The organism is Pseudomonas sp. SYWMCR5 (genome assembly GCF_057197165.1).
This window is the reverse complement of record NZ_JBXUNH010000006.1, coordinates 163,469-187,820: the sequence shown is the minus strand read 5'-3', so window position 1 is coordinate 187,820 and position 24,352 is coordinate 163,469. Positions and strand designations below refer to the sequence as shown.

22 protein-coding genes and 1 riboswitch are annotated in these 24,352 nt (G+C 63.5%); of the genes, 7 read left to right on the top strand and 15 right to left on the bottom strand.

The features are described from left to right. Positions 1-18: 18 nt before the first annotated feature. A riboswitch (TPP riboswitch) is annotated at positions 19-126 on the bottom strand. Positions 127-286: 160 nt separating this feature from the next. Then, positions 287-1,723: a TolC family outer membrane protein gene (locus AC2CGW_RS17280; RefSeq protein WP_054893157.1), complete on the top strand. Its 1,437-nt coding sequence runs from the start codon at positions 287-289 to the stop codon at positions 1,721-1,723. A gap of 67 nt (positions 1,724-1,790) precedes the next feature. Here AC2CGW_RS17280 and AC2CGW_RS17275 read toward each other — a convergent pair whose 3' ends face one another. The 3 genes from AC2CGW_RS17275 to AC2CGW_RS17265 all read right to left on the bottom strand — a co-directional run bounded on the left by AC2CGW_RS17275 (position 1,791) and on the right by AC2CGW_RS17265 (position 4,577). Next, positions 1,791-2,225, bottom strand: a complete 435-nt coding sequence (locus tag AC2CGW_RS17275) for a hypothetical protein (RefSeq protein ID WP_186665893.1) — start codon at positions 2,223-2,225, stop codon at positions 1,791-1,793. A gap of 85 nt (positions 2,226-2,310) precedes the next feature. Continuing rightward, positions 2,311-3,588 (bottom strand): lipid IV(A) 3-deoxy-D-manno-octulosonic acid transferase, encoded by a 1,278-nt coding sequence (waaA, locus tag AC2CGW_RS17270; protein WP_484574352.1) that lies wholly within the window; start codon positions 3,586-3,588, stop codon positions 2,311-2,313. A 98-nt stretch (positions 3,589-3,686) separates the two neighbouring features. Then, positions 3,687-4,577: a LysR family transcriptional regulator gene (locus AC2CGW_RS17265; protein WP_186708219.1), complete on the bottom strand. Its 891-nt coding sequence runs from the start codon at positions 4,575-4,577 to the stop codon at positions 3,687-3,689. Positions 4,578-4,664: 87 nt separating this feature from the next. Here AC2CGW_RS17265 and AC2CGW_RS17260 point away from each other — a divergent pair, with 87 nt between their 5' ends. The 4 genes from AC2CGW_RS17260 (at position 4,665) to AC2CGW_RS17245 (ending at position 8,055) form a co-directional block, all read left to right on the top strand. Then, positions 4,665-4,997, top strand: coding sequence for a DMT family transporter (locus tag AC2CGW_RS17260; protein ID WP_186665890.1), 333 nt, complete (start codon positions 4,665-4,667; stop codon positions 4,995-4,997). Positions 4,998-5,064: 67 nt separating this feature from the next. Then, positions 5,065-6,240, top strand: coding sequence for an NAD(P)/FAD-dependent oxidoreductase (locus tag AC2CGW_RS17255; RefSeq protein WP_186708223.1), 1,176 nt, complete (start codon positions 5,065-5,067; stop codon positions 6,238-6,240). Next, positions 6,237-7,049 (top strand): aldo/keto reductase, encoded by an 813-nt coding sequence (locus AC2CGW_RS17250; RefSeq protein ID WP_484574351.1) that lies wholly within the window; start codon positions 6,237-6,239, stop codon positions 7,047-7,049. Before AC2CGW_RS17255 ends, AC2CGW_RS17250 begins: the two co-directional genes overlap by 4 nt. Before the next feature lie 37 nt (positions 7,050-7,086). Then, positions 7,087-8,055 (top strand): metal ABC transporter ATPase, encoded by a 969-nt coding sequence (locus AC2CGW_RS17245; protein WP_186708225.1) that lies wholly within the window; start codon positions 7,087-7,089, stop codon positions 8,053-8,055. A gap of 50 nt (positions 8,056-8,105) precedes the next feature. On the opposite strand, the gene hldE is transcribed toward AC2CGW_RS17245, so the two are convergent. From hldE to AC2CGW_RS17230, 3 genes are all read right to left on the bottom strand, one after another. Beyond that, positions 8,106-9,527 carry a bifunctional D-glycero-beta-D-manno-heptose-7-phosphate kinase/D-glycero-beta-D-manno-heptose 1-phosphate adenylyltransferase HldE gene (hldE, locus tag AC2CGW_RS17240; RefSeq protein WP_151926040.1) on the bottom strand — a complete coding sequence of 474 codons (1,422 nt, stop codon included), beginning with the start codon at positions 9,525-9,527 and terminating at the stop codon, positions 8,106-8,108. 129 nt (positions 9,528-9,656) lie between these two features. After that, a complete protein-coding gene (gene msbA / locus AC2CGW_RS17235; RefSeq protein WP_484574350.1) occupies positions 9,657-11,465 on the bottom strand; it encodes a lipid A export permease/ATP-binding protein MsbA in 1,809 nt (602 codons plus the stop codon). Positions 11,466-11,480: 15 nt separating this feature from the next. Continuing rightward, on the bottom strand, positions 11,481-12,656 hold the full coding sequence (locus tag AC2CGW_RS17230; RefSeq protein ID WP_411383384.1) for an O-antigen ligase family protein: 1,176 nt from the start codon (positions 12,654-12,656) through the stop codon (positions 11,481-11,483). A 100-nt stretch (positions 12,657-12,756) separates the two neighbouring features. On the opposite strand from AC2CGW_RS17230, the gene AC2CGW_RS17225 reads away from it, so the two are divergent. After that, positions 12,757-13,362 (top strand): BUD32 family EKC/KEOPS complex subunit, encoded by a 606-nt coding sequence (locus AC2CGW_RS17225; protein WP_186708231.1) that lies wholly within the window; start codon positions 12,757-12,759, stop codon positions 13,360-13,362. A 3-nt stretch (positions 13,363-13,365) separates the two neighbouring features. On the opposite strand, the gene AC2CGW_RS17220 is transcribed toward AC2CGW_RS17225, so the two are convergent. The 9 genes from AC2CGW_RS17220 to putP form a co-directional block, all read right to left on the bottom strand. Further along, positions 13,366-14,457, bottom strand: a complete 1,092-nt coding sequence (locus tag AC2CGW_RS17220; protein WP_186708233.1) for a glycosyltransferase — start codon at positions 14,455-14,457, stop codon at positions 13,366-13,368. A gap of 48 nt (positions 14,458-14,505) precedes the next feature. Continuing rightward, positions 14,506-15,279 carry a glycosyltransferase family 2 protein gene (locus AC2CGW_RS17215; RefSeq protein WP_186665881.1) on the bottom strand — a complete coding sequence of 258 codons (774 nt, stop codon included), beginning with the start codon at positions 15,277-15,279 and terminating at the stop codon, positions 14,506-14,508. Between the two features lie 58 nt (positions 15,280-15,337). Further along, complete coding sequence (locus tag AC2CGW_RS17210; protein ID WP_186665879.1) at positions 15,338-16,294, bottom strand: glycosyltransferase family protein; 957 nt, start codon at positions 16,292-16,294, stop codon at positions 15,338-15,340. A 46-nt stretch (positions 16,295-16,340) separates the two neighbouring features. After that, positions 16,341-17,744 (bottom strand): PIG-L deacetylase family protein, encoded by a 1,404-nt coding sequence (locus tag AC2CGW_RS17205; RefSeq protein ID WP_186665877.1) that lies wholly within the window; start codon positions 17,742-17,744, stop codon positions 16,341-16,343. After that, complete coding sequence (locus AC2CGW_RS17200) at positions 17,741-18,637, bottom strand: antimicrobial resistance protein Mig-14 (RefSeq protein WP_484574349.1); 897 nt, start codon at positions 18,635-18,637, stop codon at positions 17,741-17,743. The genes AC2CGW_RS17205 and AC2CGW_RS17200 overlap by 4 nt, the downstream gene beginning before the upstream one ends. Next, positions 18,637-19,767: a glycosyltransferase gene (locus AC2CGW_RS17195; protein WP_484574348.1), complete on the bottom strand. Its 1,131-nt coding sequence runs from the start codon at positions 19,765-19,767 to the stop codon at positions 18,637-18,639. The genes AC2CGW_RS17200 and AC2CGW_RS17195 overlap by 1 nt, the downstream gene beginning before the upstream one ends. After that, entirely contained in the window at positions 19,751-21,508 is a 1,758-nt protein-coding gene (locus tag AC2CGW_RS17190) for a carbamoyltransferase family protein (protein ID WP_186665871.1), read from the bottom strand. Before AC2CGW_RS17190 ends, AC2CGW_RS17195 begins: the two co-directional genes overlap by 17 nt. Positions 21,509-21,623: 115 nt before the next feature. Beyond that, positions 21,624-22,460 (bottom strand): 23S rRNA (adenine(2030)-N(6))-methyltransferase RlmJ, encoded by an 837-nt coding sequence (locus AC2CGW_RS17185; protein ID WP_186665870.1) that lies wholly within the window; start codon positions 22,458-22,460, stop codon positions 21,624-21,626. A 148-nt stretch (positions 22,461-22,608) separates the two neighbouring features. Continuing rightward, positions 22,609-24,087: a sodium/proline symporter PutP gene (putP, locus tag AC2CGW_RS17180; protein WP_186665868.1), complete on the bottom strand. Its 1,479-nt coding sequence runs from the start codon at positions 24,085-24,087 to the stop codon at positions 22,609-22,611. Positions 24,088-24,161: 74 nt separating this feature from the next. On the opposite strand from putP, the gene AC2CGW_RS17175 reads away from it, so the two are divergent. Further along, positions 24,162-24,350, top strand: coding sequence for a hypothetical protein (locus AC2CGW_RS17175; protein ID WP_186721289.1), 189 nt, complete (start codon positions 24,162-24,164; stop codon positions 24,348-24,350). Positions 24,351-24,352 lie beyond the last annotated feature (2 nt).

Genomic DNA, 24,352 nt, shown 5'->3' with positions numbered 1-24,352 from the left:
CACAAGAGGCTCCCCGGGAAGGCGAGCAATCTTGTTCCCTACGCAGGCGCTAACCTGATCAGGTTCAACGGGATCCGGAAACTCTCCGATCTCAGCCTTCGATTCAAGGCACCCCGACAAGAACGTGCGCAGTCTAGACTGGAGTGGTCGGCAAAGCCAAGCCCGTAAATGCACGGGAGACGAAAGGCGCAACAGGCGGATTGTTGCCGACGGCGCGCGGCACTACACTGGCGCATCGCACGATACTCAACAGTTCAGAAATTCAATTTCGTACAAGGATTGCCCTATGCTGCGCAAACTTTCACTGGCGATTGCCGTGTCTTGTGCGTCCAACGGAGTGGTCTGGGCAGCGGATGTGCCCACGACGGTAAAGACCGACCTGGTCAGCGTCTACCAGGAAGCGGTGAACAACAACGCCGACCTCGCCGCCGCCCGCGCCGACTACGGCGCCCGCCGCGAAGTGGTGCCCCAGGCCAGGGCAGGCCTGCTGCCCAATCTGTCCGCCGGTGCAGAAATGATGAATACCCGCACCAAGCTGGACGAACCCTCGATCACCTCCAACCGCAGCGGTAACTCCTGGAGCGCCACTCTGTCGCAGCCGATCTTCCGTGCCGACCGCTGGTTCCAGCTGCAGGCCGCCGAGGCGGTCAACGAGCAAGCGGCGCTGGAGCTGTCGGCCACCGAGCAGAACCTGATCCTGCAAACGGCCGAAAACTACTTCGCTGTCTTGCGCGCGCAGGACAACCTGGCCTCGACCAAGGCCGAGGAAGCAGCATTCAAGCGCCAGCTCGACCAATCCAACGAGCGTTTCGACGTCGGGCTCTCCGACAAGACCGACGTACTGCAATCCCAGGCCAGCTACGACACCGCCCGTGCCAACCGGATCATCGCCGAGCGCCAGGTGCAGGACGCGTTCGAGGCGCTGGTGACCCTGACCAACCGTGAGTACGGATCGCTGCAGGGTGTGGTCCACAGCCTGCCGGTGCAGGTGCCGGCGCCCAACGACGCCAAGGCCTGGGTGGAGACCGCCGCACGGCAGAACCTCAACCTGCTGGCGACCAACCACGCCGTCGATGCCGCCGAGGAAACCTTGCGCCAGCGCAAGGCCGGTCACGCCCCGACCCTCGACGCCGTGGCGCGCTACCAGAAAGGCGACAACGACAACCTCGGCTTCACCAACCCAGCGCCACAACCCGGCGTGCGCTACGGCGGTGATGTGGAGCAGACCAGCATTGGCCTGCAGTTGAACATCCCGATCTACAGCGGCGGGCTGACCAGCTCGCAGGTGCGTGAAGCCTATGCCCGCCTGAGCCAAAGCGAACAGCAGCGCGAAAGCCTGCGCCGCCAGGTGGTGGAGAACACCCGCAACCTGCACCGCGCGGTGAATACCGATGTGGAGCAGGTGCAGGCCCGCAAGCAGTCGATCATCTCCAACCAGAGCGCCCTGGAAGCTACCGAGATCGGCTATCAGGTCGGAACCCGCAACATCGTCGATGTGCTCGACGCCCAGCGTCAGCTCTACACTTCGGTGCGCGACTACAACAACAGCCGCTACGACTACATCCTCGACAACCTGCGCCTCAAACAGGCCGCTGGCACCCTGAGCCCGCAAGATTTGCAGGACCTGGGGCGCTACCTGAAAGCCGACTACAACCCGGACAAGGACTTCCTGCCACCGGATCTGGCTGCGGCAGCGGCGAAGAACTTCGAACGGCGACCCTGAACCAGACCCCAACGCACTTCAAGGGAGCGGCCTGCACGTGCGCCCCACGTGCAGGCCGCTCGCCACTTCAGTTCATTGTGAATCGCACATCGAGCACTTCACCGTTCATCTCGATCGAGCTCCTGCAATCTGCCAACTCCGACCCGGAGGACGTCGTGCTGGCCCTCACCTCGCGGCTCGATGCATCGAAACGAAGGGTGAACTTGCAGCGCTTGCCACCACTGGTCAGGGTGACGGATTCCTTGAAGTTCTTCCCTCCAAACGCTTTCTCCAGGAACCACAGTCGCCCCCTGGACTCATCGTCCACTGCGAAGGAGGCGTTCCAATCCGGAGTGAGGAAGTCCCCGGCATGATCGATCTTCGCCTTGGAGTCCGCGTAATCGACCATCATGCTGACCCGTGGCGCCGGGGCGGCCTTTCCCGGGTAGGGCCGCGGTACGATGAAGGCATGAGCCGGCAGGACCACTACCGACAGCAATAGCGCTAATGTCTTGAATACCATGATGTTTACCTTGATCAAAGCGCGCCGGCATGGCGCGCGTCTTGATCAAGGTAAACAAGGGCCAGTGGGCAGAGGCCTCACTTAATTACAGACACCCCAGCAAGCCGCCCAGCCCCTCGAGCAGGCGTTGCAAGGCCCCTTGATTGGCTTGCATCACCGCCCTGCCCGCCTTGCCCATGCGCCGGCCGTCCTGCGGCAACTCGATCAGACGACGCACTGCCACGGCCAAGCCTTCCGTATCGTCCACCTGCTGCAGCGCCCCGGCCTCACGCAACATCGCAGTGATCTCGAGGAAGTTGAACACATGGGGCCCAGTGATCACCGGCAATGCCAACGCCGCCGGTTCCAGCGGATTGTGTCCGCCCGTGGGCACCAGGCTGCCGCCGACGAAGGTGATATCGGCCAGGGCATAGAGGAACATCAACTCGCCCATGGTATCGCCAAGCAGGACCTGGACCTGCCCGTCCACCGCCGTTCCTGAAGAACGCCGCACTGTAGTGAAACGTTCGCGACACAGCGCGTGTACTGCATCGAAACGCTCCGGGTGACGCGGCACCAGGATCAACAATGCATCGCCATGAACCTGCAACAGGCGCTGATGAGCCTCGAGAATGAGCGCATCTTCACCCTCATGCGTGCTGGCGGCGATCCATACCGGGCGCTGCGTCGCCGCCCACTGCTCGCGCAATTGGCGTGCGCGTGGCAGCAGTTGATCATCCACCTTCAGGTCGAACTTGATCGAGCCGGTCACCTGCACGCACTGCGCGCGGGCGCCCAGGCTGCGGAAACGCTCTGCTTCAGTCTCGGTCTGTACCGCAATCAGGCTCATCTCTTCGAGCATCGGCCGGGTCAGCCCGGCGAAGCGGGCATAACCGCGTGCCGAGCGCTCCGATAGCCGCGCATTGGCCAGGGCAACGGGGATACCGCGCCTGGCACACTGGTGGATGTGGTTGGGCCACAGCTCGGTTTCCATGATGACGCCAAGCTTCGGACGCACATGATCGAGGAAACGCGCCGCTGCCCAGGGCAGGTCGTAGGGTAGATAGCAGTGCTGGACCCGCGGCTCGCTGGCGAACATCGCGCGGATGCGCTCCGAACCGGTCGGTGTCATGCAAGTCAGCGTGATGGGCAGGTCCGGGTAGGCCTTGAGCAGTGCCTTGACCATCGGCGCCGCAGCGATGCTCTCGCCCACCGACACCGCATGCACCCAGATGCCACCCTGGCGCATGGCCGGGAGCTTGCAGGCAAAGCGCTCGGCGATGCGCTGGCGATACGCTGGCGCCTTGCGCCCACGCAGGAACAGGCGCAGCGCAACCAGCGGCAGGCCCAGGTGAAACAGCAGGGTGTAGAGGGTTCTGTTCATGGCGTCGCAGTTTACTAGGGTCTGTCTGAAATGTGTCTGCACTCGCCCATAGAGCGTTGAAGACGGCCCCTGGGATCGGCAGCAAAAGGGCTGTTGGCCTAGCCGATTGCCCGCAGGTGCATGGCAAAGCGTTCAGCCAGCCACTGAGCTGCCGGCCCAAGCGGCTCGTCGCGCCGCCACGCCAGCTCAGCGACCAGCGCAGGCGGACGCCATTCGCTGTCGAGTTCGACCATGTGCGCCTGGTACGTCGGGTACTGCACCACATGCCGCGGCAGCCAGGCCCAGCCCAGGCCTCGCATCAGCAGTTCGGCCATGACATAGAAGCTGTCGGCACGCCAGACCTGAGCGCTGACCGGCTCGCCGCCCGGATAGTCGCTGTCCTGTGGGGCGATGAGCAACTGCCGGTGGCGCGCCAGCTGCTGGCAGGTTACCCGCCCGGCATGGGCAAGCGGATGATGCGTAGCACAGACCGTGACCATCTCGACGCTGCCCAGGGTGCGACGCTCCAGCGAGTCCGGGATGCTTTCGTGATGGAAGAACAAGCCGAGGTCCGCGCGTCGCTCAACCAGCTTGCGCGCCACGTCGCCCTGTGCACCGCTGGCCAGCTGCACCTGGAGAAAGGGGAACTGGCTGGCCAGTTCATCGAGGCTGTCGATCACCGGCTGGTAGGGCATGGCTTCATCCTGGGCCACCCGCAGCAGCGGTTCCTGGCCGCGCATCAAGGCCTGGGCGCGACCATCGAGCCGCTCGCACTGACGCAACAACTCCTGGGCGTCACGCAGCAAGGCTTCGCCACTTTCGGTCAGGCGCGGCTGGCGACCACTGCTGCGTTCGAAAAGTGTCACGCCAAGGTCTGCTTCGAGCAGCGCAATGGCGTTGCTCACGGCCGACTGCGCTTTGCGCTGGGCACGGGCGACGGCAGAAAACGAGCGTAGCTCGGCGACCTGGACGAAAAGCCGCAACTGTTCAAGGTTCCACTGTTCGGCCATTACCTATCTCCAGAATCGATAGGTAATGACTTTACCGCAATCAGGAACAACCTAGAATGCCCGACCAGTAAACAGAGGAACCTGATCATGAATGCCTACACCTATCTCACCATCGCCATCTGCGCCGAAGTCATCGCCACCGCTTCGATGAAAGCGGTCAAGGGCCTGAGTACGCCGTTGCCGCTGCTGCTGATGGTGTGCGGCTATGCCGTGGCTTTCTGGATGCTCACGCTGGTGGTACGCAGCATCCCGGTGGGTATCGCCTACGCGGTGTGGTCCGGCATGGGGATCGTGCTGATCAGCCTCGCAGCGCTGGTGATCTATGGGCAGAAGCTGGATGTGCCGGCCATGCTGGGGATGGCGATGATCGTAGGGGGCGTGGTGGTGATCCAGCTCTTCTCCAAGACTGCTGGGCATTGATCGATAGGCAACATTGCCGGGCACGGGCTGTATACTGGGCAATCGTTCCAGTTTTCGAGGTGCCCGCATGCCATCCGCCATTTCCACTGACGTCCTCATCGTCGGCGCCGGGGTCGCAGGCCTCTGGCTCAATGCCCGGCTACGTCGCCTGGGCTATTCGACAGTGCTGGTGGAGCGCGCCAGCCTTGGCGGCGAGCAGACCATCAAGTCCCAGGGCATCATCCATGGCGGCACCAAGTACGCCCTGCATGGCGCGCTGACCGGCGCTTCGGAGGCCATCGCCGACATGCCGCGGCGCTGGCGCGAGGCGCTGGCCGGCAGCGGCGAGCTGGACCTGCGCGACACCCGCCTGCTCTCGGACGCCCACTATCTCTGGTCGCCGGGCACCCTGGCCGGCAACCTCACCAGCTTCTTCGCCAGCAAGGCCGTGCGAGGCCGGGTCGACCAGGTCAAGGGCGAGCAACTGCCCCCTGCCCTGCAGGATCGCGCGTTCAAAGGCAAGGTCTACCGCCTGGCCGAGCTGGTCATCGATGTGCCCAGCCTGCTCGCCAACCTCGCGCAGCTCGCCGGTGACAGCCTGCTCGCCGGCGAGCGGATCGAGCCTCTGCGCGACGGCCAGGCGCTGGTCGGCCTGAAGGTCGATGGCCGCGAGATCCGTGCCCAACGCATCGTGCTCAGTGCCGGCGGCGGCACCGAGGACCTGTTGCATGCCCTCGGCCTGAGCCAGCCCGCGCAGCAACGCCGCCCCTTGCACATGGTCCTGGCCAAGGGCCCCAACCTCAAGCCACTGTACGCCCACTGCCTGGGCGGTGGGCCCAAGCCACGGGTCACCGTGACCACCCACCCGGCGGCCGATGGCCAGTGGGTCTGGTATCTGGGCGGCGACCTCGCCGAAGCCGATGGCGTGGCACGCGAGCCGGCCGCGCAGATCGCTGCGGCGCAAAAAGAGATCGCCAGCCTGCTGCCCTGGGTCGATCAAAGCCAGGTGCGCTGGGCGACCTTGCGCGTCGATCGCGCAGAGCCCGCACAGTCGGGCCTGGTGCGCCCCGACAACGCGTTCCTCAGCGAGCAGGATCGCCTGCTGGTTGGCTGGCCGACCAAACTGGCGCTGGCGCCAGACTTCTCCGACCGCATCCTGGCCGCCTTCGAACGCGATGGTATTCGCCCGAGCGCCCAGGTCGATCTGACGGACCTACCGCGTCCACCGCTCGGCGTGCCCGCCTGGGAGCAACTGCTGCCATGAGCCTGCCGACCCTGCACGATTTCCACCGCCCGTTGGGCAGCACCGGCCTGAAGGTATCGCCACTGGGGCTGGGCACGGTCAAGCTTGGCCGCGACCAGGGCGTGAAATATCCCAACGGCTTCACCATTCCCGGCGACGACGATGCCCGCCTGCTGCTGTCGCAGGCTCGCGAGCTGGGCATCAACCTGATCGACACCGCGCCGGCCTATGGCCGCAGCGAAGAGCGTCTCGGCCCGCTGCTGCGTGGCCAGCGTGACGAGTGGATCATCGTCAGCAAGGTCGGCGAAGAGTTCGAAAACGGTCTGTCGCACTTCGACTTCAGCGCCGCCCATACCCGACGCTCAGTCGAGCGCAGCCTCAAGCGCCTGGAAACCGACCGCATCGAACTGGTGCTGGTGCACTCCGACGGTAACGACCTGGTCATCCTCGAGCAGCAAGAGGTCTACCAGACGCTCGCCGCACTCAAGCAGGAGGGCAAGATCCTCGGCTACGGCTTCTCCGGCAAGACCGCCGCCGGCGGCCTGAAAGCGCTTGAGCAGGGCGACTGCGCGATGGTTACCTACAACCTCAACGAGCAGGCGGAGCGCCCGGTGCTGGACTACGCTGCCGAACACGGCAAGGCCATCCTGGTGAAGAAGGCCCTGGCCAGCGGGCATATCTGCCTGTCTGCAGGCGTGGACCCGGTCCAGGCCAGCTTCGAGCTGCTGTTCACCCATCCGGGGGTGAGCAGTGCTATTGTCGGCACCATCAATCCGTTGCACCTGGCCCACAACGTGGCCACCGTCGCCCGTATTCTGGGCCAGGCCTGAGCCGCTCACGCGGCCGCCGAATGCAAGGAGGAGCCTCGTGGCGCGTACGCTTATCCGCAAGAACCCGAGCAACTTCAAGACCCTGCCGCTGCATGTCGAAGCCACCCCCGAACGCCTGAGTTACCAGAGCATCGGTATGCCGCTGAACTTCGCCCAGACCCTGCAACGGCGCAAGGCGATCCAGCTGGATGACAGCCAACGCTTCGTCATCGAACTGGCCAACCTGGGCGTTTCGGTACGCCTGACCCTCAACTGGCAGAACCGCGACTACTGGGTGCTGGTGCGTCAACGCCGCCAGGACCGCGGCGACGTGGTACTCAAGCTGATCTCCGGTTACGTACCTGCCCAGGAGCTCAACCTCCCACTGCACACTGCCATTCAGGAAGTGGCAGAAGAGTGCCTGCTGGAAACCCCGGAAGGCTGGCTGAGCGGACGCTTCAACGACACCTGGCTACCCGCCCCGTATGCCGCTGCCCTGCACTACCGCGAAGCCCTGCCCTTCACCCTGAGCCCGGCCTCGGGCGCGGCGCGGCCGGTACACTGCGGCAACCTGATGCTACTGGAGCGGCCACGGGCCTATGTGCACCTGCCCACCGCCTCGCTGCAACTGATCTACGATCTGCGCCTGCAAGTACCCAAGGAGGCCAAGTCGCTCAGCCTGTTTCACGTCGACGAGCGCCTGGAAGGTGACCAACTGGTGGCCCGGCTCAACCGCAAGCGCCCCGACCTGTACCTGATGCCCCTGAAGGACGGCCAGCCATTGGCGGAGCTGTACACCCTGAAGAAGGATCAGCTTGTTCCCGCGAGCACGCGCGGGCTGTACCTGGCCGAAAGCTTCGCCCTGCAGGATGGCTGGGTAGTGAGAGAGGAACGCGTACGTTGGCGGGAATGGGTGCGTCAGCAAGGGCTGGTGGAGAGTCGGCCCGAGAAGCCTTCGCACCTGCAGCGTTTCAGCGACAAGGCGCGGGCGTTGTTGCAGCGGGCGAAGACCACACTGCATAAATAGCAGCAGCGGCGCTTGGCCGCTGCCACCTGCCCTGCGCCTTCAAGGGCAGGTCAGTTCTTGCGAATTTTCTCGACGATCGCGGTGGTCGAGCTGTTCTCGACCAGGCCCAGCACTTTCACCGTGCCGCCATAGGCCTTGACGATATCCGCCCCAACCACTTGGTCGATCCCGTAGTCGCCCCCTTTGACCAGCACATCCGGCTTGACCTGGCGCAGCAGGTTTTCAGGGGTTCCCTCAGGGAAACTGATGACCCAGTCCACCGCGCCCAGGCCGGCGAGCACCGCCATCCGGCGATCGACGCTGTTGATCGGACGCCCAGGCCCCTTGAGACGGCTGACCGAAGCATCGTCGTTGATCGCAACGATCAGGCGATCCCCTTGGGCGCGAGCCTGCTCCAGGTATGTCACATGCCCAGCGTGGAGAATGTCGAAACAACCGTTGGTGAAGACGATCTTCTCGTTGTGCGCACGCGCGTCGTCGATGGCCAGCAGCAGTTGCTCGAGCCCCAGCACCCCGCGCTCGGAGCCTTCTTCACGCTGGATCGCGCGGCGCAATTCCGGGGCGCTGATGGCCGCCGTACCCAGCTTGCCGACGACGATGCCAGCGGCCAGGTTGGCCAGGGCCACCGCGTGCGGCAGGTCCTCGCCTGCGGCAATGGCAGCCGCCAGCGTCGAGATAACGGTATCGCCAGCACCAGTGACATCGAACACCTCGCGGGCGCGGGCCGGCAGGTGCAAGGCCGGATGCCCGGTGCGCAGCAGGGTCATGCCGTGTTCCCCGCGCGTCACCAGCAACGCGCCGAGGTCAAGATCATCGAGCAATTGCAGGCCTTTGGCGACCAACTCGGCTTCATCGGCGCAACGCCCGACGATGGTCTCGAATTCGCTGAGGTTGGGGGTAATCAGGCTGGCACCGCGATAGATGGAAAAATCCTTGCCCTTGGGGTCGGCCAGTACCGGAATGCCTTTGCTGCGAGCAGCCTGGATCAGCGACTGGTGATTCTTCAGTGCGCCCTTGCCGTAGTCCGACAGCACCAGCACCTTGACGCCTTCGAGCAGTGCATCGACCTCGGCACCCAGCGACAGCGGATCGGTGGCGAAGGGCTCTTCGAAATCGATGCGCAGCAGTTGCTGGTGGCGGCTCATGACCCGCAGCTTGACGATGGTGGGCTGGTGCGCAATACGCTGGAACACCGAACGCACACCAGCGGCCTGCAGGCTGTTGGCCAGACTGTCGGCTGCTTCGTCCTGGCCGGTGACACCCACCAGCGAAGCCGGGGCCCCAAGCGCCGCGATGTTCAAGGCAACGTTGGCCGCACCGCCAGGCCGATCCTCGATCTGGTCGACCTTGACCACCGGCACCGGCGCTTCAGGCGAGATACGCGAGGTACCGCCATGCCAGTAGCGGTCGAGCATCACATCGCCGACCACCAGTACCGGGGCTTGATCGAAACGCGGCATGGACAACTTCATGGGCAACCCATATGAAAAAATGAACAGGGGCAGGATATTAGCACACGGCAGCCGGCGGCTTTAACGCCAACTGCGGTGGGGACAATTCCAGTGACAATCGGGGCGCACACGCCCCGATTCATGAGGGTTTCAGGTGATATCGGCCTTGTCCGGCTCATCGAGCCCCATGGCGTGCAGGCGGGCATAATGGCCATTAGCCTCAAGCAACTCGACATGGGTACCACGCTCGACCAGACGCCCCTGGTCCATGACCAGAATCAGGTCGGCCTTCTCGATGGTCGACAGCCGATGCGCGATCACCAGGGTGGTGCGCCCCTCCATCACATGGTCGAGCGCCGCCTGGATATGCCGCTCGGACTCGGTGTCCAGCGCCGAGGTCGCCTCGTCGAGGATCAGCAGCGGGGCGTTCTTCAACAGCGCCCGGGCGATTGCCAGGCGCTGACGCTGACCACCGGACAGCAGCACGCCATTCTCGCCCACCTCGGTGTCGAAACCCTTGGGCAACTGGTCGACGAACTCCTTGGCGTAGGCATCGGCCGCGGCAGCCTCGATGGCCTCGCGCGGCGCACCGGCCAGGTCGCCATAGGCGATATTGTTGGCCACGGTGTCATTGAACAGGGTGACATGCTGGGTCACCTGGGCCACATGCCGACGCAGGTTGCGCAGGCGATAGTGTTCGATTTCCACACCGTCGAGCAGGATCTCGCCCTTGTTGTGGTGATAGAACCGCGGGATCAGCGCCGCCAGTGTCGACTTGCCGCTGCCCGAACGCCCCACCAGGGCAATCATCTGCCCGGGTTCGGCGACGAAGCTGATGTCGGTCAGTACCTGACGCTCGGTGCCTGGGTAGGTGAAGCTCAGGTTGCGCACCTCCAGACGACCCTCGACACGCTCCTTCTCCACGGTACCGCCGTCCACCTCAGGCTTCTCGTCGAGCTGCTCGAAGATGCTCTCGGCGCCGGCCAGGCCCTTCTGGATGGTCGAGCTGACCTCCGAAAGCTGGCGAATCGGCTTGGGCAGCAGACCTGCCGCCGTGATGTAGGCGACCAGGTCGCCAGCCGAGGCATCGCCACGCAGGAACAGCACCAGGAACATCAACGCGGCCATGGCGCTGTAGATCACCAGTTGCAGCGCCGGGGTGTACAGGGCGCCGGTCTTGTTCATGCGCAGCTGCTTGTCGGTGTTGCTCTGGCTGGCGTTTCTGAAGCGACGCTCTTCGTAGGCTTCGCCGCCGAAGCTGCGCACCACGCGGTAGCCCTGGATGGTTTCGGAGGCCACGTGGGTGACGTCGCCCATGGCCACCTGGATCTTCTTGCTCTGCTTGCGGAATTTCTTGCTGGCGGTACTCACCATCACTGCAATGACCGGCAGGATGGCAACCATCACCAGAGTGAGCTTCCAGTTCATCCACAGCAGGTAGACGAACAGGAACACCACCGTCAGGCCTTCGCGGATCACTACCTTGATCGCGTCGGTGGCAGCACCGGTGACCATGGTGACGTTGAAGGTGATGCGCGAGATCAGGTGCCCGGAGTTATGACTGTCGAAGTAGCGGTTGGGCAGCACCAGCAGCTTGTTGAACAGCTCCAGGCGCAGATCGTGGACCAGGCAGAGGGAGACCTTGGCCAGATAGTAGTTGCCGAGGAACGACCCGAGCCCTTGCCAGGCAGCGATCAGGATGATCAGCAACGGCACCGCCTGCAGCAATTGCAGATCGCGCAGATAGGGAACGTCGGGGAACAACACCGCTTGCGGATTGCTCAGGCCATCGACGAAGTACTTGAGGATCCCCGCCAGCATCGGCTGGGTCGAGGCAAAGATCACGAAACCGACAATGCTCAGCAGGAAAATGCCGATGTAGGGTTTCACATAGCCCAGGAGCCTTAAATAGATCTTCAGGCTGGTGGGGTTCTCCGCCGGTCGCGGTGTTTCGGCCATCATCGAGCTCGCTGTTCAGGTTGAACCGGAAATTTTACCACAGGCTTTTCGCTCGGCATGCACCCACGGCAACATCATCGCCAGACCGACCGGCAACCAGCTGATGAACCACTCCGCCCGTGGCGTGCCAGTCAGGCTTGCCGCATCGAGTTGCATGGCCACAGTTGAAAACACCCAGACCGCCAGCGCCAGCTTGCCCAACATGGTCTCCCGGGCACGCAGGATCTCGCGCAGGGCGAACAGCCATACCGCTATCCACAGCAACATACCGGGCAGCCCCAGCTCGACGGCGACGTGAGTGAGCATATTGTGGGTATGGTCGAACTGGATCCCCATTGCCTCCACGCGGTAGAACGCGCCAAGCCCCAGGCCGGTCCATGGGTGCTGTTCGATCATCTGCATCGAGGACTGGAATATCTCGGGCCGATAAGAGGAACCCCGCTGCATGATCAGGTCCTGGAACAGGAATATCGCGACGGCAGTGATCAGCAGCGATGACACGAAGACCAGCTTGCTGAGCCGATCACGCATCCAGAATGGCGCCAAGAGCACAGTGAGCAGCAAGGCCACGCCCGCGCCGCGGCTCTGGCAAAAGGCGATGAAAGCCCCCAGGCAGGCCAAAGCCAGCAGCCAACCCGACTGCACGAAGCGGTTGCGCGGACAATCGTTGAGCATCAATACGGCCATGACACCGACGACATAGGCGCCCAGGATCGGATGGCTGATTTCACCGATTCCCTCAAGACGAGAAACCAGTACGTTGCCGGCCACATGATAGAAGCGGTAGATCGAAATCAGTGCAGCAACCGCCATCAGGACTCCACCGATGCGCAACAACATACGCACACGGTGGGCACCAAGCTGCGCCAGCAATGGGAAAGCCATAAGGAACAGCAGGATATAGACCAGCCGCTTACCCTCGCGTCCGCCCTCTTCGGTGGATGACCACACCAGGCTCAACGCTCCCCAGGCCAACAACAGTGCAATCGCCGTCCAGAGTGCCGGCTGACGTCGCCACCCGCTCACGAACAGGTGCCGGGCGGACCAGGCGAAGACCAGGGTCGGTAGCCAGAGGAACAGGATGAGGCCTTGCTGGTAGAGCTTGTTGCTCGGCGCCAGGGCGATCGCAGCCAGGAACCAGACGAAACCGAATCCGAGCCAGGCCTGGGCCCAGCGCTTTTCATACAACATTCCTTCCCCCGATCAGTCCAATGACACCGTCATGGTGCAACCGCATTATTTTCGGCATTATTGCCAGTCATTTTGCTTGCAGAAGACAAGGCACCCATCCATGCAATGCTCCCGACTCTCCCAGCCCGACTTCGATCAGCTGACACTCGGCGCCAGGGTTCTGGAGGCCGACAGTCACGGCGCCAAAGTCTACCTGCTCGAGGATGGCAATATCCTCAAGGTTTTTCGTCGTAAGCGTCTGATTTCATCTGCGCTGCTGCGTCCCTACTCCCAGCGCTTCATCGACAACGCTGCGCGCCTGGTGCAACTGGGCATTCCCACTCTGGAAGTGATCAGCCATCACAAGCTGGACCTGCCGGGGCGCACCGCGGTGCTCTACCGCCCGCTGCCGGGCGAAACTCTGCTGCAGCGCTCGCGCCTGCCGGGGTTCAGCTGGAATGACTACCTGCCGGCACTGATCGCGCTGATCCGCCACCTTCATCGCTCAGGGATCTACTTCCGTTCATTGCACCTGGGCAACGTCGTGGTCACCCCTGAGCAACAGCTTGGCCTCATCGATGTCGCCGACATGCGTTTCCTGCGCCCTCCGCTGTCGGCACGCATGGTTCGGCGCAACGTGCAGCATCTGGCGAACTACATCGAACGGGAGCGGCTCGGCGACCACTTCCCACTCACCGAACTGAAGTCGGCGCTGCTCGAGCGCTGAGCCTCAACCCCGCAACAACGTCCGCGAGCCCTGGCTGAATGCCCGCCAGGCCTGCTCCGGGGCCAGCGCCTCACGCTGCCCGGCAGCCGTCTCCTTGACGCTGAGCGTGTTGCACTCCCCGATGGCATGCGCCCAGGCGGCCTGGTCCCCTACCGGCAGGTAGCGTCCGGCCTGCCCCAATTGCTCGCGGAACACCGGCAGGTCGCTGCACAGCACCGGCACATCGGCCAGCACCGCCTCTTGTAGCACCAGCCCCAGCCCTTCCGAACGCGAAGGCACCAGCAGCCAGTCGAAGGCACGATAGAGCTGAGATAGATCGGGACGATAACCGCACAGTTGCACGCTTTCGCCCAGCCCGAGCGCCTGGATACGGGCGCTGAGGCGCTCTCGCAGCTCGCCGTCGCCGAGGATCACCAGGCGAGCGTCCGGCTGCTGCCGGTGCACCTGGGCAAAGGCCTCGATCAGCATCTCGAAACCTTTGCTTTCCACCAGCCGGCCTACCGCGCCGAATACAGGCCCCGGACGCTGAACGAGGGCAAGCTCTCGTCTGGCGTGGTCACGCTCGAAGAGTGCTGCGTCGAACACCTGTGGGTCCAGCGCGACACGCAGCGTTTCGACAGAACGACCAAGCGCCTGCTCCAGCGCCTGGGCAAGGGTGTGGGAAACCGCAGCGATGCTCAGGCGGTGCGCCTCGACCGCACGCAGCAAGCGAATGTCGCTGCCGCGCAAGCGAGTCGACCCATGAAAAAGCACCGTCACTCGCGCATCAGGGAAATGGCGCATCAACGGCAAGACAAGGCGCGCAACACCCATGCCGTCGAGCAGCAAGACATCGGGGCGGGTCTGCTGCAGTGCCTTGTACAAACGGCGCCGCAACACAGGCGTCAGCCAGCGCCAGAAACTTCGGCCTTTGAGTGTGCGAGGCGGCATGTGCCACTCTCGGGTCGTGCCCTCGCCGCAGCACAGGCCATCGCCCAGCAGCAGCCAGTTGCTGATCTCGGCCCCTTCTGCAACATGGCACAACATCTGACGGTGCACCTTGTGAACTGACATGTACGGGGCACCTCCCGACCACATCACATTGACAACATTCATCGGTAGAGCTCCCTCATACCCGGCGGGCCGACCGCCAGGTCAACCGATTCAATGAGCAAGAAAGCCGATTCCAATACCGACCAATGTTCCTACAACGAGCGCGGCCACCAGCTTGATCCGATCGCGCTGGCGACGCTTGGCCTTGCGCTGAACTTCCTCGGGCAAGGTCACATGGCTACCGAAACCAGTATGCAGCACCGCATCGCCCTCGAGCGTGACCGCAGTCAGGCCCAGCTCGGCATAACGACGCGACAGCGCCTTCTCTCCAGAATAGGCAGCAAATGGTGCGCAGGTTTGGTAATCGCTCAGGCGGCGCAATCCTGGGTTAAGCGAAAACGCTTGCCAATCGGCTTTATCCGAAAGCAGCGGGTAACACGGCACCTGCGCGATGACCTGCCGGTCGCCCAGGCGAATGTAGGGGCTATGGATCGCCAGGTCGTGAGCATGGCTGCGCAGCCACACCTGCAGGATCTGTGGGCTGGCCTCGAGGATCAGCCGGGAGTCCTCGACAAAGTGCTGGCGATAGAAGCTCCAGTCATCCTCGCAGTGGAAGATGTAGGGCGTCTTGACGTGGCTGTAGGCCAGGTCGATCGACGCCAGCTGCCCCAGCTTGGGCCGGTTGACGAACACCTTGCAGTGGGCCTTCCAATGCTCGGGAACGGCCGCGTGAACCGCATCGTCTCCCGAGTCTTCGGTGATGAACACCTCACGGATCGACGCGGTGTTGTAGCGGTCGAAGCTTTCCAGCGTTGTCTTGAGCAGGTCGAAACGCCCGCAACTGGTTACCACCAGCGTGATGTCACTGTTTTCCGAGAAGCGCACTGGGCTCCCTCCGCCTTGCGGCCATTTCCGATCCGTCCGACGGACAGGTTGATGTGGTTCAAAGCCCCAGTTTCAGACGCAGGCGCTGCCAAGCACTAAGCGGCGCTCGCGGTCTGAGGGGGGGCATCATGTGGTCGACGATGCTACGCCCGACCTGGGCAAAACTAAAGCCAGAAACCGCCAGTTCGCGGCCATTGGCGGCGATGCGTTCGGCGAGTGCCGGATCGGCGCGTAATGTCCGCAACTTCTCCTGCAGCACCGGGATGCTGTCGTACAGCACCACGTTGTGCATGTCCTCAAGACCCAACGCACGGTTTTCCGCCTCGCCCTGGTCGAAGGCCAGCAGCACGCAGCCACAGGCCATGGCCTCGAAGTTCTTGATCATGTACTCGCCCATGCCAACGTCGGCACTGACGAAGAAGCGGATACGGTTGAGCGTGTTGCAGTAGTCTTCACCGGACTTGGTGCGAGTCACCACCAGGTTTTCCACCTGCCCCAGTTCATCGAGCAACGCCTTGCGGCCGCTATAGGCGACACTCTTGGTGCTGCCGACAAAGGCCAGTTCGATATCACGCTCGCGCCCCTGGTCGGTCAGCAATTGCTCGTCATAGCCCTTGGGCACGAACACCGCATCGAAACCTTCCTGGCGCAGGCGCTCGCTGACCATGTAGCCAGAGCTGATCACTCGCGCCCAAGGCAGCTTGCGGTAGTGCGCGCTGAACTTGCCGGTGTATTTGCAGGGAATGTAGTTCTGGTAGGCATCGTGCTCGAGGATCACCAGATTAGGGACCGTGCGGATAAAGCCGACCTGGCGAATCTCCTGCTTGAAGCGCAGGAAAAAGACGATACGGTCATAACGCTCGACGTCCACTTCACGCTTGAAGTAGCGCCGCAGGTTGCGCTGGTCGTCGCTCGACAGCCAGCGCAAGTCGCACTCGCAGTTGGCCGCGACGCCGTCGTACAGGCGATCGAGGATGGCCCGTTGTTCCTTCTGCACCAGAAATAGGACTTTCATTGCATTCCTTGGGGGCGTGACGCCATCGCGGTCAATCATCGGGCACTCACAGCTCGCGGCGCCAGAACAGTTCATGTCGACGCACCGCCTTGCGGAAGAATTCGTTCTCCCCGTAAGGCGACGGTCGCCGCCCGGCCAGCCAGCGCTGCAACAGACGGCGCAGGCGACGCTTGAACGGCGCCGGCGGCTGCAGGTCGTGCATCATGCCCAACGCCATGGCCTTGTCGCGCTGGGTCGGCACGTCCAGCACCAGGCTGCAGGGCGCCCAGGGCTGAGCGGCTTCGAGTTGCGGCGGCAGGGCAACACCGTCGCCGCTGTCACCCATGGGCCAGCGGTCGTTGTCGTGCAGGTGGTTGGCGTAGCACAGCAAGGTCTGCGGCTGCCAGTCCAGCCCCTGCAGGGCTTCGAGCACGGCGGCCTGGGCGCAGAGATGATCCGGGTGCGGATCGAGCTGCGGGTGCGGCATGACCAGGATTTCCGGGCGAGCCATCTGCAGCAGTACGCGCAAGTCGGCCAGCAGGTTGTTCCAGGTCGGCGCACCATCGGCATCGGCCGGTAGCGGAAACGGATTGAAGCGACGGAACGGCCGGATATCGGCCATATCCGCCTCGCGCGAGGCCGCTGGCTGATCCGGCGCAGCCTGCATGGCAGGCAATTGCAGACAGAAGTAACCCAACTGCACGCAACGGGCCTCCGGCACCCCGGCCCAGCGTGGCACGGCGATGCTGTCCCAGGCGCGCAGGCGCCCTTTGAGCTGCGCCGCCTCGGCCTTGGCCAGGCCCATCTGCTGATAGTGCTCGGCCTCGATCTCGCCTGCGGTCAAGGTAACCACCCAGGCCTCGTCGGCCTGGCTGTAGAGCCCATAGGCCGCCAGCTCTGCATCGTCAGCATGGGGCGCGACCACCATGATCCGACGCTGGCGCAACACCACCGCCGGGGTTATCCACAGGCGTGGTTCGCCCAGCAGCCGACAGTGACGCCCCGACAGGCGCAGTCGCCCATCGCGCAGGGCCGCAGCAAGGCCGGTCAGGTTGAGAAAACGCACGCCATCGACACCGCGCTCGAAGGTCTGGCTGTCACGCATGGCGTCCGCGACCAGCTCGACCCGAGGATCGAGAAAGCGACCAAGCCACCCGGACTTCACACGAATCTCGAGGATCAGCGTGTCATCATCGCCGAACGATGCATCGCTGTTCAGGACGCCGCCTTGAATGCTGACGGCCTCGACACGGCTGTGCTCACCGAAATCGAAGGTGTAATCCTCGCCGGGCGCGTAGAACAGATGGTCGGCGAACCAGGCTTCGTGGGCAGCCCAGACGAGCGGCAGCAGCAGCAGTGGCAGCCACCACCAGCTCAGCGCTCCCAATGCGATCAGCAGCAACAACGCGATCACCAACCCGAGGCGCTTGTTGCGCCGGTGGCGCTTGAGCAATTGCTGCTTGCGACTCATGCCTGATACACCGGGACCGGATTGCACCAACGGTCCTTGTATTCGCGGTCGGCACGGCCGAATGAGAAACGCAGGGCCTTGCCACGGGCGTTGGCGTCTTCCCAGGCGGCCTGGGTATTGAGGAAGCTCAGTACGCTGCCGGGGCTGAAGGCCTTGGTTTCAGGATCGACACCACCGTTGACGTACTCGACACTGATCCATTCGGGCGACTCGACCCGATAGATCAACTGGATGGCGATCGGCTTGTCCTCGAGAAACAGCACCGAGCCGATCAGCAGCTCGCGCAGGCGCTCGACGACTTCGGCCATGCGCGCAGCGCCGGTCGCGGGGAAGCTCCAGCGGCGCTGGAACAGGTCGCAGTACATCGCGGCGATCTCCGCGGCGCTGAAGTCGCTGATTGGACGCACCACTCCACCGGCCTCCTCCAGCAGGCGCAGTTCGCGGCGCTGGTTGTAGCGGAATTTCTTCGAAAGGTCTTCATGCGGGCGCGCCATGGCCAATTGCTCGGCCTGGGGTTTCAAACCCTCGAAACGCCCGTGATTGAGCTCCGACAGGTAGCGCCCGGCATGGCGCAAGGGCGCACCCGCTTCAACGGCTGCAGGCAGGATGAGCTCGGCATTGCCCAGGTCGAACAGCCCCTTCTTGCCATGACGCTTGAGAACATCCTTGGACAACGCCAGGTGCCGTCCCCAGGTAGGGACTGCCGCCACAAGCTCGCCGCCCCGGCGCCAGCCCAGGTAGCGCACCGGAATCTGTGCAAGTTCAGCCAGTTGCTCGACCACCAGCGGATGGGTGGCGACACTGCCGCCGAACCGCTGCCAGGCGTCGGCGTACTGGTTCGCATCGATAACGGCCCAGCCGCGTTCGCGCCAGGCTTGCAGATGATTGAGCATCAGGCCCGAGCCTCCAGTGCGCGCACCTGCGGCAACTGCCAGAACGCCAGGCGCACGGCTGCGTCGGAAAACCGCTCGCGCAGGCGCTGCAGCATCAGTTGCGCGCATTCGCGACGCTGATCGTCGCTCAGCCCGGCCATGTGCTTCAGCCCCTGCGCCAGTTGCCCGGCATCGCCCAGCGGGAACAGCACGCCTACGCCTTCAACCACTTCGCGCGCACCACCACAGGCCGTGGCCAGCAACGGCACACCGGCGACCATCGCTTCCAGCAGGACCATGCCGAAAGGCTCGTGGTCAGAGCTCAGGGCGAATACATCGAACGCCTGGAAATAGCGGCGGGCATCCGGCACCTGGCCAAGGAAGTCGACACGGTCGGCAATCCCCAACTCGCTCGCCTGGGCCTTGAGCGTGTCTTCCAGCCGCCCCTTGCCCAGCACCACCAACCGCGCATTGGCCGGCAGGCCCGGCAACGCCTCGGCGAAACCGCGCAGCAGGGTCGCCTGGTCCTTGTCCGGGTGCAGGCGGCCGACGTTGCCGACGATCCACGCCTGGGCATCGAGCCCCAGGGCACGCCGCGCCTCGTCGCGCGGCACGAGACTGGCCTGCAACGCCTCGACGTCGATACGGTTGTACAGCGTTTGGATGCGTTCGTGCGGCCACTGCGCCAGACAGCGGCGCATGTCGTCACGCACGGCCTCGGACACACCCAGCAGACTCAAGCGCTTGCGAAACAGGTTGGCGAAAAGGCGTCGCCCCTTGCGCTGGTAATCGCCGAAGGCATGATGCACGCCGATCACCGGCAAGCCGGTGCCCAGCAGCGCGACATAGATCGGCTTGAAGCGGTGGGCGATGCAGAAGCTGAAACGACGCTCGGCCGCAATCTTGCGCAGCGCACGGATCGCGCCCAGCTTCAGGCCGCGCACGGCCTTGGAGCTGAACTCGAGAAACAGCACTTCGTCTGAGGCACAGCCAGCGGCCACCTGCGGGTCGGCCTTCCCGGTCAGGAAGACTGTGGTGACCTTGTAGCCACGCCCCTCGAACAGGCTGGCGTACTGACGGGCGCAGTCGAGGAACGGCCCGTCGTAGCCATGGCAGAACTGCAGGACGCGCAGGTCAGAGCGGCTGGTCATACGGGGCCGCGCCGTCCTTGACCACCAGGATGTCTTCCATGATCAGGTATTGCAGGTCCGAACCGTAGAACATGTTCAGCGCGTCGGTAGGCGAGCAGATCATCGGTTCGCCACGGCGGTTGAGCGACGTGTTCAGCGACACGCCGTTGCCGGTCAGCTCCTCGAGCGCCTTCATCATGTCGTAGTAGCGCGGGTTGTACTCGCGCTTGAGCACCTGGGCACGCGAGGTGCCGTCCTCGTGCACCACTTCCGGCACGCGGGTTTTCCACTCCTCGGCCACTTCGAAGGTGAAGGTCATGAACGGAGCAGGATGGTCGATCTTGATCATCTGCGGCGCAACGGTGTCGAGCATCGACGGGCAGAATGGTCTCCAGCGCTCGCGGAACTTGATCTGCTCGTTGATACGGTCGGCGACGTTCGGCACGCTCGGGCAACCGATGATCGAACGACCACCCAATGCGCGCGGGCCGAACTCCATGCGCCCCTGGAACCAGGCCACCGGGTTGCCGTCGACCATGATCTTGGCGATGCGCTGCGGCATGTCGCTGAGCTTGCGCCATTTCGGTGCATTCGGATGGCGGGCACAGGCGGCGATCACGTCCTCGTTGGAGTACGCAGGGCCGAGGTAGACGTGCTCCATCTTCTCGACCGGCACACCACGGGCGTGGGATACATAGGCCGCTGCGCCGACCGCAGTACCGGCGTCGCCGGAGGCCGGCTGGACGAACAGTTCCTTGAGGTCAGGGCGGGCGATGATCTTCTGGTTCAGCTTGACGTTCAGCGCACAGCCACCAGCGAAGGCCAGCTTGCCGGTCTCTTTGAGGATGTCGCCCAGGTAATGATCGATCATCTGCAAGGCGAGCTTCTCGAACAGCGCCTGCATGCTGGCCGCGTAATGGATGTACGGCTCGTCGGCGATATCGCCTTCGCGCTTGGGGCCCAGCCATTCGATCAGCTTGGGCGAGAAGTAGAAGCCCTTGCCCTTCTCTTTATAGCGACGCAGGCCGATGACGTTGGCGTACTCGGTGTTGATCACCAGTTCGCCGTTCTCGAAGCTGGCCAGGCGGGAGAAATCATACTTGCTGGCGTCGCCATACGGGGCCATGCCCATGACCTTGAATTCGCCATCGAGCATCTCGAAGCCCAGGAACTCGGTGATCGCGCCATACAGGCCTCCCAGCGAATCCGGGTCGAAGAACTCCTTGATCTTGTGGATCTTGCCGTTTTCGCCGTAGCCGAAGAAGGTAGTGGCGTACTCGCCCTTGCCGTCGATGCCCAGGATCGCGGTCTTTTCCTTGAAGCCCGAGCAGTGGTAGGCGCTGGAGGCGTGGGCCAGGTGGTGCTCGACCGGCTCGATCTTGACCTTTTTCGGGTCGAAGCCCAGTTGCTCCAGGCACCAGACGATCTTCTTGCGGTAGCGCTTGTAGCGACGGTTGCCCATCAGGATCGCGTCGAGGGCGCGATCCGGGGCGTACCAGTAGCGCTTGGCGTAGTGCCAGCGGGCCTTGCCGAACAGGCTGATGGGGGCGAACGGAATGGCCACCACATCGACGTCGGACGGCTTGATACCGGCCTGCTCAAGGCAGAACTTCGCCGATTCGTAGGGCATGCGGTTCTTCGCATGCTTGTCACGCACGAAGCGCTCTTCTTCTGCGGCGGCAACCAGCTTGCCGTCGATGTACAAGGCCGCGGAAGGGTCATGGCTAAGGGCGCCGGACAGGCCAAGAATCGTCAATGCCAAGGGACTAGCCTCTTCATTCGGTAGAGATGCGCCAGCGGCCTCGTGGGCGGCTGGCGGCTAAAGGGCGGGATTATAACGCAAAGATCAGGGGCACACCGCCCCTTGTCGCGCGGGGCTATTCGGCGATCAGCCAGTCCATGCGGAAGCTGCCCGAAGTCTGCGCCAGCTCCCTGGCCAGCCAGGGCAGCAACTCCTTGAGCTCATCCTCCAGCCCCCATGGCGGGTTGGCGATGGCGAGGCCCGAGCCGTTCAGCCCCTGCGGGCTGTCCTGGTGATGCACATAGAGTTCGACGCGCAGCAGCTTGGGCGCGCCCGTGCTGGTCAGGTCCTGATAGAAGCGGGTCAGCGAACGCTGGTCCTTGATCGGGTACCAGATGGCCGCGACGGTCTGGCGCATGCGGCCGATCGCCTCCTTCATCGCCACGGTACAGCGCTTGAGTTCGTCGGCCTGCTCGAAGGGCGGGTCGATCAGCATGATCGCGCGCTTTTCCTGCACCGGCAGCAGGGCGCGCGGCACATGCCAGCCCTCGCCCAGGTGCACGGTGACCCGCGGATCCTTCTTCATGTTTTCCTTGAGCAAAGGCCCGTCTTCAGGGTGCTTCTCGTTGAGCAGTGCGCGATCCTGCTGGCGCATCAGGCGCCGTGCCAACTCCGGCGAGCCGGGGTAGTAGCGCAACTCGCCATCCGCGTTCAGGCGCTTGATGATGCGCAGGTAGTCGGCGGTCGCAGCCGGCAGGTCTTCGCGATTCCACAGGCGGGCAACACCTTCGAGATACTCACCGGTACGCGTCGCCTGGTCGCCTTGCAGGTCGTACAGCCCCAGGCCGGCGTGGGTGTCGATATAGGCGAACGGCTGTTCCTTGCGCGACATCAGGGCGATGAGGCGGGTCAGCACGATGTGCTTGAGGACGTCGGCATGATTGCCGGCGTGGAAGGCGTGACGATAGTTCATGGCAACTCCTGCGGGGGCGGCAAGTTTACCTTGCCTTGCGGGCGGAGTCAGGCCTGGCCGTCGATCGGCACAAGGGCCACTCGCGGGCAGGCCCGCCCCCACAGGAGCGGGCCCGCCCGCGAAGCAGCCGTCGCCGAATCAGCAGATGTTACTTGTCTGCGTGATATGCAGCATCAGCCGTTTCAAACCGCGAAACCATGCTGCCGCTCGGACGCCCCAGCTTGCTCACCACGATGATGGCGATGGTGGCGAACAGGAAGCCCGGGATGATTTCGTACAGGCCAAGCCCGACGTAGTTCTTCCACAGGATCACGGTCAGCGCACCCACCACGATCCCCGCCAGGGCACCGTTGCGGGTCATGCCCTTCCACAATACCGACAGCAGCACCACCGGCCCGAACGCAGCACCGAAGCCCGCCCAGGCATAAGCCACGAGGCCCAGCACACGGTTGTCAGGGTTCGCCGCCAGGGCGATGGCGATCAATGCCACGGCCAGCACCATCAGGCGACCGACCCAGACCAGTTCGGTCTGCGAAGCACCCTTGCGCAGGAAAGCCTTGTAGAAGTCCTCGGTCAGCGCACTCGAGCACACCAGCAACTGGCAGCTCAGGGTGCTCATGACTGCCGCCAGGATGGCCGACAGCAGCACACCGGCAACCCACGGGTTGAACAGGATCTTCGCCAGCTCGATGAACACACGCTCGTGGTTCTCGGTGACCGGGCCAGCCAGATCAGGGTTGGCCGAGAAATACGCAATCCCGAAGAAGCCCACGGCGCAAGTGCCGGCCAGGCACAGAATCATCCAGGTCATTGAGATACGACGGGCATTGGCGATCGACTTCACCGAGTCGGCGGCCATGAAGCGCGCCAGGATGTGCGGCTGGCCGAAGTAGCCCAGGCCCCAGCCCATCAGCGAGATGATGCCGATGAAGGTGGCGCCGCGGAACATGTCGAAGTTCGCCGGGTTCTGCGCCTCGATCGCCAACATCGTGGTGTCGAAGCCGCCAGTGGAGATCAGCACGATGATCGGCGTGAGGATCAGCGCGAAGATCATCAGCGAGGCCTGCACGGTGTCGGTCCAGCTTACCGCCAGGAAACCACCGATGAAGGTGTAGGCGATGGTCGCCGCAGCACCGGCCCACAGGGCTGTCTCGTAGGACATGCCAAAGGTGCTTTCGAACAGGCGCGCACCCGCCACGATGCCCGAGGCGCAATAGATGGTGAAGAACACCAGGATGACGATGGCCGAGATCACCCGCAGCAGGCCGCTGTGGTCTTCGAAACGGCTGGCGAAGTAGTCGGGCAGCGTCAGCGCATCGCCGTTGTGCTCGGTCTGCACCCGCAGACGGCCGGCGACGAACAGCCAGTTCAGGTAGGCACCGACAGTCAGGCCGATGGCGATCCAGGCCTCCGACAGGCCCGACATGTAGATGGCGCCCGGCAGGCCCATCAGCAGCCAGCCGCTCATGTCGGAAGCGCCAGCAGAAAGCGCGGTGACCACGCTGCCGAGGCTGCGACCGCCGAGGATGTAGTCGGAGAGATTCTTGGTGGAGCGATAGGCCGCGAAGCCGATCAGCACCATTACCGCGATGTAGACCACAAAGGTGATCGTGATTGGATTGCCCATGGTTGTGCCCTGGCGTTGTTGTTATCTCTTGCAGCCGACCTTCGTGAGACGGTTGCACCCAGGCGGCGAATCCTATGCAACAACATGAAGCGGGTGCAACCATTTTTCATTTGCAAGTTGCACCTGGAAATGTCTTTTCAGTCAAAACCCCTTTTTTGCTCCTTTTTGAAGCAAAAACGTCGCTTTTAATAAGCAAGAGCAGCAAAAACGACCCTTTCCGCTGTTTAGCGTTTTACGCCAGACGAGTTGCACCTTTTTCATGAAA

Coding starts and splice junctions, on each gene's coding strand:
- AC2CGW_RS17175 (WP_186721289.1), top strand. CDS start 24,162: ATGCAACAACATGAAGCGGGTGCAACCATTTTTCATTTGCAAGTTGCA.
- AC2CGW_RS17280 (WP_054893157.1), top strand. CDS start 287: ATGCTGCGCAAACTTTCACTGGCGATTGCCGTGTCTTGTGCGTCCAAC.
- AC2CGW_RS17265 (WP_186708219.1), bottom strand. CDS start 4,577: ATGGCCGAACAGTGGAACCTTGAACAGTTGCGGCTTTTCGTCCAGGTC.
- AC2CGW_RS17210 (WP_186665879.1), bottom strand. CDS start 16,294: ATGAAAGTCCTATTTCTGGTGCAGAAGGAACAACGGGCCATCCTCGAT.
- msbA (WP_484574350.1), bottom strand. CDS start 11,465: ATGGCCGAAACACCGCGACCGGCGGAGAACCCCACCAGCCTGAAGATC.
- AC2CGW_RS17185 (WP_186665870.1), bottom strand. CDS start 22,460: ATGAACTATCGTCACGCCTTCCACGCCGGCAATCATGCCGACGTCCTC.
- AC2CGW_RS17225 (WP_186708231.1), top strand. CDS start 12,757: ATGCAATGCTCCCGACTCTCCCAGCCCGACTTCGATCAGCTGACACTC.
- AC2CGW_RS17230 (WP_411383384.1), bottom strand. CDS start 12,656: ATGTTGTATGAAAAGCGCTGGGCCCAGGCCTGGCTCGGATTCGGTTTC.
- AC2CGW_RS17220 (WP_186708233.1), bottom strand. CDS start 14,457: ATGAATGTTGTCAATGTGATGTGGTCGGGAGGTGCCCCGTACATGTCA.
- putP (WP_186665868.1), bottom strand. CDS start 24,087: ATGGGCAATCCAATCACGATCACCTTTGTGGTCTACATCGCGGTAATG.
- AC2CGW_RS17205 (WP_186665877.1), bottom strand. CDS start 17,744: ATGAGTCGCAAGCAGCAATTGCTCAAGCGCCACCGGCGCAACAAGCGC.
- AC2CGW_RS17250 (WP_484574351.1), top strand. CDS start 6,237: ATGAGCCTGCCGACCCTGCACGATTTCCACCGCCCGTTGGGCAGCACC.
- AC2CGW_RS17200 (WP_484574349.1), bottom strand. CDS start 18,637: ATGCTCAATCATCTGCAAGCCTGGCGCGAACGCGGCTGGGCCGTTATC.
- AC2CGW_RS17255 (WP_186708223.1), top strand. CDS start 5,065: ATGCCATCCGCCATTTCCACTGACGTCCTCATCGTCGGCGCCGGGGTC.
- AC2CGW_RS17275 (WP_186665893.1), bottom strand. CDS start 2,225: ATGGTATTCAAGACATTAGCGCTATTGCTGTCGGTAGTGGTCCTGCCG.
- hldE (WP_151926040.1), bottom strand. CDS start 9,527: ATGAAGTTGTCCATGCCGCGTTTCGATCAAGCCCCGGTACTGGTGGTC.
- AC2CGW_RS17195 (WP_484574348.1), bottom strand. CDS start 19,767: ATGACCAGCCGCTCTGACCTGCGCGTCCTGCAGTTCTGCCATGGCTAC.
- waaA (WP_484574352.1), bottom strand. CDS start 3,588: ATGAACAGAACCCTCTACACCCTGCTGTTTCACCTGGGCCTGCCGCTG.
- AC2CGW_RS17260 (WP_186665890.1), top strand. CDS start 4,665: ATGAATGCCTACACCTATCTCACCATCGCCATCTGCGCCGAAGTCATC.